Annotated in this window: 9 protein-coding genes; 7 read left to right on the top strand and 2 right to left on the bottom strand. The window is 72.9% G+C overall.

Features of this window, described 5'->3' with window-relative positions; translation table 11 throughout:
- Positions 1–74: 74 nt before the first annotated feature.
- A complete protein-coding gene (locus O3W51_RS07105; protein ID WP_198358598.1) occupies positions 75–1,745 on the bottom strand; it encodes a serine/threonine-protein kinase in 1,671 nt (556 codons plus the stop codon).
- Positions 1,746–2,005: 260 nt separating this feature from the next.
- Between O3W51_RS07105 and O3W51_RS07100 the strand changes: the two genes are divergently transcribed.
- From O3W51_RS07100 to O3W51_RS07090, 3 genes are all read left to right on the top strand, one after another.
- Positions 2,006–3,376: an aspartate aminotransferase family protein gene (locus tag O3W51_RS07100; protein WP_138355840.1), complete on the top strand. Its 1,371-nt coding sequence runs from the start codon at positions 2,006–2,008 to the stop codon at positions 3,374–3,376.
- Between the two features lie 203 nt (positions 3,377–3,579).
- Positions 3,580–4,257: a GntR family transcriptional regulator gene (locus O3W51_RS07095; RefSeq protein WP_138355839.1), complete on the top strand. Its 678-nt coding sequence runs from the start codon at positions 3,580–3,582 to the stop codon at positions 4,255–4,257.
- A 119-nt stretch (positions 4,258–4,376) separates the two neighbouring features.
- On the top strand, positions 4,377–5,027 hold the full coding sequence (locus tag O3W51_RS07090; protein ID WP_269284685.1) for a hypothetical protein: 651 nt from the start codon (positions 4,377–4,379) through the stop codon (positions 5,025–5,027).
- A 63-nt stretch (positions 5,028–5,090) separates the two neighbouring features.
- On the opposite strand, the gene O3W51_RS07085 is transcribed toward O3W51_RS07090, so the two are convergent.
- On the bottom strand, positions 5,091–5,834 hold the full coding sequence (locus tag O3W51_RS07085) for an SLATT domain-containing protein (RefSeq protein WP_244809256.1): 744 nt from the start codon (positions 5,832–5,834) through the stop codon (positions 5,091–5,093).
- A gap of 208 nt (positions 5,835–6,042) precedes the next feature.
- On the opposite strand from O3W51_RS07085, the gene purD reads away from it, so the two are divergent.
- From purD to O3W51_RS07065, 4 genes are all read left to right on the top strand, one after another.
- On the top strand, positions 6,043–7,302 hold the full coding sequence (gene purD / locus O3W51_RS07080; RefSeq protein ID WP_269284683.1) for a phosphoribosylamine--glycine ligase: 1,260 nt from the start codon (positions 6,043–6,045) through the stop codon (positions 7,300–7,302).
- A 417-nt stretch (positions 7,303–7,719) separates the two neighbouring features.
- Entirely contained in the window at positions 7,720–9,444 is a 1,725-nt protein-coding gene (locus tag O3W51_RS07075; protein ID WP_138355836.1) for a hypothetical protein, read from the top strand.
- A 166-nt stretch (positions 9,445–9,610) separates the two neighbouring features.
- On the top strand, positions 9,611–11,149 hold the full coding sequence (locus O3W51_RS07070) for a N,N-dimethylformamidase beta subunit family domain-containing protein (RefSeq protein WP_138355835.1): 1,539 nt from the start codon (positions 9,611–9,613) through the stop codon (positions 11,147–11,149).
- A gap of 102 nt (positions 11,150–11,251) precedes the next feature.
- Positions 11,252–12,151 carry a phosphoribosylaminoimidazolesuccinocarboxamide synthase gene (locus O3W51_RS07065; protein ID WP_138355834.1) on the top strand — a complete coding sequence of 300 codons (900 nt, stop codon included), beginning with the start codon at positions 11,252–11,254 and terminating at the stop codon, positions 12,149–12,151.

The following is a 12,151-nucleotide window of genomic DNA, read 5'->3' as shown; positions in this document are numbered from 1 at the left end:
TCGTCCAGGACGAGGACCACCGGGGCGCGCCGCGTTCTGCCGTCCGCGGACCAGCTGTCCGTCGTTCCGCGCCGTCAGTCGATCTTCGTGTAGGTGAGCGGGGCCTTGCCCGGCTCACGGGAGTCGCGCAGCAGATGGGAGTCGTCGATCGCCGTGAGCGTCGAGGACAGCCCCGGGTTGCAGGAGGTGGCGGGCACCGCGCTGGTCAGGAGCGAAGGGCTCAGCGCCAGCGGCGGACCGGCCGACGTCATGTGCATCGTCCACTCGCACTGATAGGTGCTTCCGGTGCCGGCCAGCGTGACGGTGCCGTTCCGCCGGATCGTCAGCGTGCGGGTGTTGGTGCCGTTGCTGTCGAACCCCGCCTGCCAGGTGCCGACGAGCCGGTCGGGTACCTCACCGGGCGGGGTGGAGGCGGTCTCCGACGTGGACGGCGAGTTCTGCGGCGTACCGGAGCCGGACGGGGTTCCCGTCCCGGGACCGCCGCCGAGGCCCTGGTTGCCCGTGCTGTCGCCCTTGCCCTTGCCGAGGTCGAGTGCGACGACGGCCGCACCGGCGCCCGCGAGCACCGCGACCGCCACCGCGACGGCGATCAGCACACCCTGCCGCCGCCGGCGCGGCGGCGGATCCGCGTACTCCGGCGGGTGTCCGTATCCGGGGTGCGGGTAGCCGTAGCCGCCGGGCGCGTACGGGGACGGGGCCGGTGGGGCCGGGTCGACCGCGGTCGGCCGGGCGGGCAGCGACGGCGCGGAGGCGGGGGCCGGGGTCGGGAGGGGAGCGGAGCCGGATTCCGGCTCGGGTGCGGGCCGCGCGGCCGGGGGCGTCGGGGTGGCACCTCCGTCGTGCGGGTTCTCGGCCTCCAGCAGCCGCACGGCGTGCCGGCCGAGCTGCGCGACGATCGCGCTGGGCAGCCAGGTCCTGCCGTCCTCCGGCGGGTGGGCGGCGATCCGCTCCAGCACCGCGTCCAGGTCCGGCCGCTGGTCGGCCACCTTGACCAGACACTCCGCGACCAGCTCGCGCAACGCGCCGGGCAGCTCGTCCAGGTCCGGCGGCTCCTGCGCGATCCGGAACATCTGGGCGTGCACCCCGCTGCTCGCGGCGCCGAACGGCTGTTTCCCGGTCGCCGCGTACGCCAGCACCGAGCCCAGGCAGAAGACGTCGCAGGCCGGGGTGACCCGGTCGCCGCGCACCTGCTCCGGCGACATGAAGCCCGGCGAGCCGACCAGTGCGCCGGTGCTCGTCACCCCGCCGGTGACGGTCTCCAGGGCGCGGGCGATGCCGAAGTCGATGACCCGTGGGCCATCGATCGTGATCATGACATTCGAGGGCTTCAGATCGCGGTGGACGAGCCCGGCGGCGTGGATGTCCTTGAGCGCGTGGGCCAGCCCGGCCGCCAACACCCACACCGAGCGCTCCGGCAGCGGGCCGTACTCCTTGGCGATGACGTGCTGCAGCGTCGGCCCGGCGATGTAGCCGGTGGCGACCCAGGGGATCTCGGTCTCGGTGTCGGCGTCGAGGACCGGCGCCGTCCATGCGCCGCCGACCCGGCGGGCCGCCTGGACCTCCTGCCGGAAGCGGGCCCTGAACTCGTCCTGGGCGGCCAGTTCGGCCCGCACCAGCTTCACCGCGACGGTCCGGCCGCGTTCCGAACGGGCCAGGAAGACCCGCCCCATACCGCCGGTGCCGAGCCGGCCCAGCAGCCGGTACGCGCCGATCCACTGCGGATCGCCGGCCCTGAGTTCTTCCATGCCCCCCGTGCCTCCTCCCGGCCTTCCGGCCGACCCGTAGCCGAAGAATAGTCTGACCGTTCGAGCGGGCCCCCGGGGCGGGTGGCCCGGGCCTGAAAGGCGCCCGCACCGGGTCCACGTAAGGTCCCGCGCCGGATTCCCGGGACCCCGTTCCGGGAGCTCCGTGGGACCGGATCCCATGACAGCCTGTCGGGGAACGTGGCGTGTGCCATACAAGGTGACCGTGTCCCTGACCGGCGGGGATCCTTAGCCTGGAGCGCATGACCCCTCCTTTCGCCGTCGCCGATCCCGAGACCGGAGCCGCCGTCAAGGCCGCCGACCGGGCGCACGTCTTCCACTCGTGGTCCGCGCAGGCGGTCATCGATCCGCTGGCCGTGGCCGGGGCCGAGGGCTCGTACTTCTGGGACTACGACGGCAACCGCTATCTGGACTTCTCGTCCCAGCTGGTGAACACCAACATCGGGCACCAGCACCCGAAGGTCGTCGCCGCGATCCAGGAGCAGGCCGCCAAGCTCTGCACCATCGCGCCGGGCTTCGCCGTCGACGTCCGGTCCGAGGCGGCCCGGCTGATCGCCGAGGTCACCCCCGGCGATCTGAACCAGGTCTTCTTCACCAACGGCGGCGCCGAGGCGGTCGAGAACGCCGTCCGCATGGCCCGGCTGCACACCGGCCGGCACAAGGTGTTCAGCGCCTACCGCTCGTACCACGGCGCCACCTCCACCGCGATCAACCTCACCGGCGACCCGCGCCGCTGGCCGTCGGACACCGCCTCGGCGGGCGTCGTGCACTTCTGGGGCCCGTACCTGTACCGCTCGCAGTTCCACGCGACGAGCGAGGAGCAGGAGTGCGAGCGCGCGCTGGAGCACCTGGAGCAGCTCGTCGCGTTCGAGGGCCCGCAGTCCGTCGCCGCGATCATCCTGGAGTCGGTGGTCGGCACCGCGGGCATCCTGGTGCCGCCGGCCGGCTACCTCGCCGGCGTGCGGGAGATCTGCGACCGGTACGGGATCGTCTTCATCCTCGACGAGGTCATGTCCGGCTTCGGCCGCACCGGCGCGTGGTTCGCCGCCGACCACTGGGGCGTCGTCCCGGACCTGCTGACCTTCGCCAAGGGCGTCAACTCCGGCTACGTGCCGCTCGGCGGCGTCGCCATCTCCCCGGAGATCGCCGCGACCTTCGCCACCCGCGCCTACCCGGGCGGTCTCACCTACTCCGGCCACCCGCTGGCCTGCGCCTCCGCCGTCGCGACCATCAACGCGATGCGCGAGGAGCGGATCGTGGAGAACGCCGCCGACATCGGTGAACGGGTCATCGGCCCGGCGCTGCGCGACATCGCCGCCCGGCACGCCTCGGTCGGCGAGGTGCGCGGCCTCGGTGTCTTCTGGGCCCTCGACCTCGTCAAGGACAAGGCGACGCACGAGCCGCTCGTGCCGTACAACGCGGCCGGCGCCGACAACGCGCCGATGGCCGAGTTCGCGGCGGCGTGCAAGAAGGGCGGTCTGTGGCCCTTCGTCAACATGAACCGCACGCATGTCGTCCCGCCGTGCACGGTGACCGAGGCCGAGGCCAAGGAGGGCCTGGCGGCACTGGACGAGGCGCTCGCGGTGACCGACCGGTACGCCGTCAACGGATAGCGCTTGCCCCCGGCGACCGCCCGGCAACGGCCCGCCGACCCCCGGTAGCGGCCTCCGCCGGCCGTCAACACCGCGTGGCTCATCGCGAAATGCACATAACCCCCACACGCTTCCCTCCCCGGACGTGCGGTTGATTTCCGAACCTTCGCCTATCGTGTGCGGAGTAATCGGAGTGAAACGTACGTTCGGGCGAGGAGGCGGCAGTGCTTGCGGACACCACACCGGTGAAGCGCAACAGCCTGCGGCAGCAGATCGCCGACGCACTCCGTGACGAGGTGCTCACCGGCCGGCTCCCGGCCGGGCGGGACTTCACCGTCAAGGAGATCGCGGAGCTGTACGGCGTCTCCGCCACGCCCGTCCGTGAGGCGCTGGTCGACCTGGCCGCGCAGGGCCTGCTCGACGTCGAGCAGCACCGCGGCTTCCAGGTCCGGCGGTTCGGCCCCGACGACTTCGTCTCCATGGTCGAGGCCCGCAACCTGGTGACCGAGGGGATCTTCCGGCGCATCGAGGGCGACCAACTGCGGGAAGTGCCGGCCGATGTCCTCGCGTCGGTGCGCCGCCGTGGCGAGGCCGCGGCGCGGGCCGCGCGGTCCGGCATGCTCGACGTACTCATCGGCTGTGACATCCGCTTCTGGCGCGAAGTCGCGGCATTGTCGGGCAATCCACACATTTGCGAATTCCTCGACCGGATCCGCACCCAGACCTGGATGTACTCGATCCCGTATCTGCGCGCCCATCCGATGCTCGCGGGCGTCTGCTGGTCGGACCACGTCGAACTCGTCGACGCCGTCCGGGACCGCGATCTGGCCGCGGCACGCCGTATCGTCGCCGACTACAACGAGCACGCCCTCGCCCTCATGGCGAAGCTGGCCCCCCGATAACGAGGGCGGGCGACCGCGCGAACGACCCTTCAGGACAGCCGGAAGGGTTCCACCTCCTGACGCCGACCGCGCCTCGCACTACGCTGGCCCGACGATCGCATAGACGACTTGGAGCGCCTGTGGCCTGCGACTTGTGGCTGGTTCCCCTTGTGGACGTGCTCTGCCACAGCCCCGAAAACCCTTTCTCCGAGGAACTGGCCCGCTACGACAAGGCCTTGAACGACGCGGGCCTGCCGCCGGTGCCCGTCCACACCTATATGCCGGGGCTGTCCGGCGACGTCGGCCCGGTCGCCGGCTTCGACTACGACGCCCTGCATTTCCTGCGCCGGGCCTTCCTGTTGAACCTGCAGGGCCTGGAGGTCACCCCCGTCGACGCGCTCGGCGGCGACTACGAGCAACTGCTGGAGATGTTCGAGGCGACCGCCCAGCAGTCGCACCTCGTCTGGCACTACGACCACGCCGGCGCGTACGTGCCGCTGGACTTCCCGCACCCGGTCGTCAACGACGAACTGCTCGAAGGCGGCGGCCCGCTGGGTTCGAGCCACGGACTGCTGCGCGATCTCGCGTCCGTCGCTGCGGCGATCGGCATCGACGCGGCCAACCCGCCGCAGGCCCCGGACCCGCCGGACCGGCCCACCGGACTGGAGGAGCCGGCCGCCCCGCCGTCGTACGATCCCAGCCCGTTCGCCCGCGAACGGCATGTCTGGCTCGGCCTGCACGCGGCGGCGACCCGCTCGCTGGCGCAGGGCTCGATGGTGGTCTTCAGCTGAGGCGGCCTCCGGTCGAGGCGACGTTCGAGGCGGCCCTCAGCTGACGGAGGGGCCGCCGGCCGCTCAGCGGGCCGGCCCCTCCGGGGGCCGCTGGCGCGGCATGTTCGGACGGCCGCCGGGTGCCATCGGGAAGCGGCCGGCGGGGACCCCCTCGGTGCGCGCGGCCCACGGCACGGTGGCCTGCGCGCGCAGCGGCGCGGTCCGCGTCCCGAACTCCGTCATCCAGTCCGCCGTCTCCATCCTGACCAGGTCCGAGACGTCCTCGCAGAACCGGCGCAGCACCGCCAGACAGCGTTCGGCCGCCTCGGCCGCCGTGCCCTCGGTGGGGCCCAGCACCTCGCGGACGCTCTCCGACGCCCAGTCGAAGCGCAGCGCCTCCAGCCGCCGCTGCACCGCCTGCGCGGTGGCGACGTCCCGCATCCAGCCGGACGTCAGCCCGAAGCAGCGGTCGATGCCGACACAGGCCGCGGCGAGGAGCAGTGCCACATAACCCCAGCGCGCGGCGCCGGCCGCGGCCCCGGTCAGCTCGATCAGCGGCAGCCCCACGCCCACGGTGCCGAAGAACGCGGCGGCCAGCCGCAGCCCGCGCGCCCCGTGCCGCTTCCAGACCCGGTCGGCGAGGTACCAGTCGGTGGTGTTGAGCGCCCCGGACTCGGCCCAGCGGTAGAGCTCCTCCAGGCGTTCGGCGGGCTCGCCCCAGTCGCCGAGCGGAAAAGGCAGCGCCCGCAGGTCCTCCTGGCTATGCAGAGCCCGTTGAACGGGCTCCTCCCGGGGAGCCTCCTCGGGATACATGTCCGGCTGGCTCACTGCGCGCTCCCTCGCATTCCGGCGCTCGTCTTCCGACACGACGAAGCTCCCTTCTTACCGCCGAACGGCTGACCATGGGGGAAGGATTTTTGGATTTCATCCCTTAAAGGCCGCGTGGTCAGGTATGGGCCGAACATCCGTCCCACTCGAAAGAGTGAGCCGCCGCGCGCGGCACGGGGCTCCGCACGGGGCCACTACCCTTGGGCACGTGAAGGTCCTTGTCATCGGCGGCGGCGCCCGCGAACACGCCCTGTGCCGCTCACTGTCCCTCGACCCCGATGTCACCTCGCTGCACTGCGCCCCCGGCAACGCCGGGATCGCGGAGGTCGCCGAGCTGCACCCGGTCGTCGCCCTCGACGGCGCCGCCGTCGCCGACCTCGCCGTCTCGATCGGCGCGGACTTCGTGATCGTCGGTCCGGAGGCCCCGCTGGTGGCGGGCGTCGCCGACGCGGTCCGGGCCCGCGGTGTCGACTGCTTCGGCCCGTCCGCGGAAGCCGCGCAGCTGGAAGGCTCCAAGGCGTTCGCCAAGGAGATCATGGCCGGCGCGGGGGTGCCCACCGCCCGCTCCTACGTCTGCACCACCGCCGAGCAGATCGACGTGGCGCTGGACGCCTTCGGCGCCCCGTACGTCGTCAAGGACGACGGACTGGCCGCGGGCAAGGGCGTCGTCGTCACCGATGACCTCGCCACCGCCCGCGCGCACGCGCTGGCCTGCGACCGCGTCGTCATCGAGGAGTTCCTCGACGGCCCCGAGGTCTCGCTGTTCGCCGTCACCGACGGTGTGACGGTCGTCCCGCTGCAGCCCGCCCAGGACTTCAAGCGCGCGCTGGACGCCGACGAGGGCCCCAACACCGGCGGTATGGGCGCGTACTCGCCGCTCCCGTGGGCCGACCCCAAGCTGGTCGACGAGGTCGAGCGGACCGTTCTGCAGCCCACCGTGGACGAGCTGCGCCGCCGCGGCACCCCGTTCGCCGGGCTGCTCTACGCGGGTCTGGCGATGACCTCGCGCGGGGTGCGCGTGATCGAGTTCAACGCGCGCTTCGGCGACCCCGAGACCCAGGTCGTCCTCGCCCGTCTCAAGACCCCGCTGGCCGGTCTGCTGCGGGCCGCCGCGACGGGCCGCCTCTCCGAGGTGGAGCCGCTGCGCTGGAGCGAGGGCGCGGCCGTGACCGTCGTCATCGCCTCGTACAACTATCCGGACACCCCGCGCACCGGCGACCCGATCACCGGTCTGGCGGAGGTCGTGGAGCAGGACGAGCACGCGTACGTGCTGCACGCAGGCACCAGGATCGACGACGAGGGCCGCGTGGTGAGCGCGGGCGGCCGGGTGCTGTCCGTCACCGCCACCGGCGCTGACCTGGCCAAGGCCCGGGAACGGGCGTACCGCGCGGTCGCCCGGGTGCGGCTCGACGGCTCGCACCACCGGACCGACATCGCGGCCAAGGCGGCGGGAACCGGCCAGTCCTGAATCAGCCCTTGGGGTGGCTCACGACCTGCCCCGCGGTACGGAGCGGGCTCGCGGCGCCCTGCGACTCCGCTTGCGGCGTTGTCGTCGGTCGCCGATGGCCCCCAGCTACCGCTGGGAGGTGCCCCACCGCATGGACTCCCTCCTCCGCCTTGCAATCGAAGCCACAGGGCGCCGCTGCCTGATCCACTCCATACCGCGGGGCAGGTCGTTACCCAAAGCCACCCCAAGGAGTGATGGCTTCCCCATCCGGCTGACGTGGCAGCGGTCCCCAACTACTGTGCCCCGGAAGCGCACTGCCGGACGGCGTGGTGCTGTGCGGCAAGTAGCCGTACAGACATTGCGATGTCCGTGGGCGGTGCGACAGTGGGATAAGCCGCCGACGGCGGTCCTGACAGTGAGACGGGGGTGAGCCGCCCGATGGCTGGAGAAACAGGTGAGGGAGTCGCACGCTCCCGTGCGCTGGCGGTGCTGCGGATCCGCAGCACCGCGCTCGCCGTGGCGCTGCTGCCCGCCGCCGCCGCCGTCGTCCTGCTCGTGGGCGGCGCCACCGGGCGGATCGGCGACAGTTGGGACGCGCTGCGGTGGTCGGTGGTCGGCGGAGCGCTGGTGGTGCTGGTGCTCGCGGGCGCCGTCGCCGCCGTCGTCGTCCGGGCCCGCCCCGCGGTCAGCCCGACGGTCCCGGTCGCCGAATCGTCGGCCCCCGACCTGTACCGGATGGTCCATGACCTCGCGGTCCGCCTCCAGGTCCCCACGCCCTCCTCGATAGAGCTCACCCCGGACTGCGACAGCTGGCTGGAGGACCGCCGCCCGGACGGAGCGGGCGCGGGCCGCTGGGGCCGCCGCCGGGAGCCGGCCGCGCCGGTGCTGGTGATCGGCTCGCCCTTCATGTGGTGGATGCGGGTCGCCGAGCTGCGTGCCCTGCTCGCCCCCGTCGTGGCCGGCACCGGACCGTCCGCCGACCCGGACATAGCCGCGGCCCGGCGCTTCATCCGGGGTCTGGACGCCGCAGCCGGCGTCGCCTCGGCGCGTTCACGCGGTCTCGTGTGGCCCGCGTACGCCTTCCTCGGCTGGGTCGCGCGGCTGCTGCTGCGCGGCTGCCGGGCGCATGCCGCCGAGATGGAGCGCGGAGTGGCCGCGTCCGCCTCGGAGCGCGCCCAGGCGGTGGACTACGGGCTGCGGATCGTCGCCCAGGAGCAGGTCGGCCTCGCCTACGCGGGCTGGGACCGGCTGCTGACGAGGGTCGCGCTGCCCGCCTGGCGGATGGGCCGCTGGCCGTCCCGGCTCGACGCCGGAGTGGTGGCCGCGCTCACCGATCTGTCCCGCCGCGACCGGCTGGCCGAGGGCTTCGAGTCACGGCTGGGCGAGCGCCCCGCCTGCGATCTGCTCGAAGAGCCCGGCACCGTCGACGAGGCGGCCTCCCTGCTGGCGGCCCGGCTCTTCCACGGCGGCCCCGAGGGCCACGGCCCGGACTGGTCGCCGGTCGACTGGGACTCGTACCCCGAGGAGGTCGTGGACCGCATATGGCGTTCCGAGGCCGCCCTGCTGATCAGGGTGCTGGACGAGCCGGGCAGCGCCGTACCGCGCCCCGAGCGCGACCGGCCCGCGGTCATCACCGTGCAGACCGCCGAGCACACCGCGGAGAGCCGCGCCGGTGCCGGGCTGCTGATGGGCGCCCAGGCCGCCCGCCAGGCGGCCGTGGCCGGCTCCGTGGACTTTCCCGACGAGCCCGGCCGGGCCACCATCGCCCGGGTGATCGACCGGCTCTCCCGGGGCGGCAGCGAGGAGCTGGCGGCCCGGATCACCGGCCATGTCGCCCGCGAGGAAGCGGCCCGCGACGCCAACCGGACCCCCGCCACCGGCACCTCCCTCGCCCCGGTCTACCAACTGCTCCCGCCCCGCACCGGCCGCGAGCTGCTCACCGAACACGTCACCGCGATGGTCTGCTGCGCCGCCGTCGACACCGCGGGCGCCACGGCCGGTCTCGACTGGCTGGACGGGCCCGCCCTGCTCGTCAACGGCTCCCGTCGGGCGGACCTCGCGTGGCCGGTGCTGCGCCTCGTGGAGAACGGTGACGCGGCTCCGCTGCGCTCCTGGCTCACCGCGGTCGGCGTCCGGCTGGAGAAGCCCGTCCGCCTCGTCTGACACAGGGGCCACGCCGCACCCGCCGGATGACAGTTTCTGCCCCACTCGGAGCGAAACTGTTCCGATTATTCGCCACGAACAGTAACCAGGGGAGTGCGTTATGTGATGTGCTGGGTTCGGACGCGTGGGACTCGACCCGGGGGCGTGGCGAAGAAGGGGGGCACACGTGGGGACGGAGCAGATCCGGCGCTGGCAGTCGGGAGCGCTCGCGCATGGGGTGACCGACCCGTTCGGACAGGGCCCGTTACCGTGGCTGCGCGGCGCCGAGCAGTATCTGGACGACGAGGGGAACGTGGTCCCCTGGTACGTCGACCTCTCCGTGAGCCGTGGCGAGGCACCGGCCCGCCCGCAGGTACCGGGCCCGCGCACCGCCGATGACGTGCGCTGCCAGGTCAAGGGCTTCGCCTCGGCCGGCGCGGTCGCCCCGGGCGCGGCCATCGACTTCCGGGTGACCGTGGACCCGCCCCAGCAGTTCACCGTCGACATCTACCGCATCGGCCACTACGGCGGTGACGGCGCGTGCCACATGACGGCCAGCCCGCGGCTCTCCGGCATCGTCCAGTCGGCCCCGCTCGCCGCCGGCCGCACCGTCTCCTGCCATCACTGGTGGCAGTCCTGGCGGCTGCAGGTGCCGGGGTACTGGAAGACCGGCGCCTATGTGGCGGTGCTCACCACCGCCGACGGGTACCGCAGCCATATCCCGTTCACCGTCCGTGACGCACGCCCGCCGACCCCGCGCCGGTACCCGACCCAGGAGCCGCCGCACGCCCCCGCGCTCGACGCGGACCTGCTGCTGGTGATGCCCGACGTCACCTGGCAGGCGTACAACCTGTACCCGGAGGACGGCAGGACCGGCGCCAGCCTCTATCACGCGTGGGACGCCGAAGGCCGGCTGCTCGGCGAGGAGGAGGCGCCCGCCACGGTCTCCTTCGACCGTCCCTACGCGGGCGCGGGGCTGCCGCTGCACGTCGGCCACGCCTACGACTTCATCCGCTGGGCGGAGCGGTACGGCTACGACCTGGCCTACGCGGACGCCCGCGATCTGCACGCCGGCCGCGTCGACCCCTCCCGGTACCGCGGCCTGGTCTTCCCCGGGCACGACGAGTACTGGTCGGTCCCGATGCGCCGCGCCGCCGAGGCCGCCAGGGACGGCGGCACCTCGCTGGTGTTCCTCTCCGCCAACTCCATGTACTGGCAGGTCGAACTGGGCCCCTCGCCGGCCGGTGAGCCCGACCGGCTGCTGACCTGCCGCAAGCGCCGCGGCGACGCCCGCGGCCGCAGCGCCCTGTGGCGGGACCTGGGCGAGCCGGAACAGCTGCTGCTGGGCGTGCAGTACGCCGGCCGCGTCCCCGAACCCGCCCCGCTCGTCGTCCGCAACGCCGACCACTGGCTGTGGGAGGCCACCGGCGCGGCCGAGGGGGACGAGATCGAGGGCCTGGTCGCGGGTGAGGCGGACCGCTACTTCCCGCGCACCGCGCTGCCCGAGTCCACCGACCGGATCCTGCTCGCGCACTCGCCGTACGAGGACGCCGACGGCCGCCGCCGCCATCAGGAGACGTCGCTGTACCGGGCACCGAGCGGCGCCTATGTCTTCGCCTCCGGCACCTTCGCCTGGTCCCCGGCGCTGGACCGTCCGCACTATGTGGACCCCCGGATCCAGCGCGCCACGGCCAACCTCCTGGACCGGATCTGCAAGCACGATTAGGTTCCGATGGGTTCCGACCTGCCCGCTCGGCCGGACCCTGTCGGGTTGCACCCTCCCTCGTGCGGGAGAATCGGGAGCTGAGCCGCCGAGTGGGGAGGACCCATGTCCGGATTCGTTGAGAAACCCGTACCCGTCCAGGTGCCGGGACTGGTGCACCTGCACACCGGTAAGGTCCGCGACCTGTACCGGAACGCGGCCGGTGAACTGGTGATGGTGGCCAGCGACCGTACGTCCGTGTACGACTGGGTGGTGCCCACCGAGGTCCCCGACAAGGGCCGGATCCTCACCCAGCTGTCGCTGTGGTGGTTCGACCAGCTCGCCGACCTGGTCCCCAACCACGTCATCTCCACCGACGTCCCGGCCGGCGCCCCCGCCGACTGGGCCGGCCGCACCATGGTCTGCAAGTCGCTGCGGATGATCCCGGTCGAGTGCGTGGCCCGCGGCTACCTCACCGGCTCCGGCCTCGTCGAGTACGACGCGCACCGCACCGTCTGCGGCCTCGCGCTCCCCGAGGGCCTCGTCGACGGCTCGGAGCTGCCCGCGCCGATCTTCACGCCCGCCACCAAGGCCGAGGTCGGTGAGCACGACGAGAACGTCTCCTACGAGGAGGCGGCCCGTCAGGTCGGCGCCGAGACCGCGGCCCTGCTGCGCCAGACGACCCTCGCGGTCTACAGCCGGGCCCGCGATGTCGCCCGGGACCGCGGCATCATCCTGGCGGACACCAAGTTCGAGTTCGGCTTCGACGGTGACGAGCTCGTCATCGGCGACGAGGTGCTCACTCCGGACTCCTCGCGCTTCTGGCCGGCCGACCAGTGGAAGCCCGGCCGGACCCAGCCGTCCTTCGACAAGCAGTTCATCCGCAACTGGCTGACGTCCCCCGCCTCCGGCTGGGACAAGAACAGCGAACTGCCCCCGCCGCCGCTGCCGCCCGAGATCATCGAGCAGTCCCGCGCCAAGTACATCGAGGCCTACGAGCGCCTCACCGGCACGACCTGGTCCTAG

It is taken from the genome of Streptomyces sp. H39-C1 (assembly GCF_027158125.1).
Taxonomy (GTDB): Bacteria; Actinomycetota; Actinomycetes; order Streptomycetales; family Streptomycetaceae; genus Actinacidiphila; species Actinacidiphila fildesensis.
The sequence above is the reverse complement of the archived record's forward strand: the minus strand, read 5'-3'. Positions and strand labels throughout refer to the sequence as shown.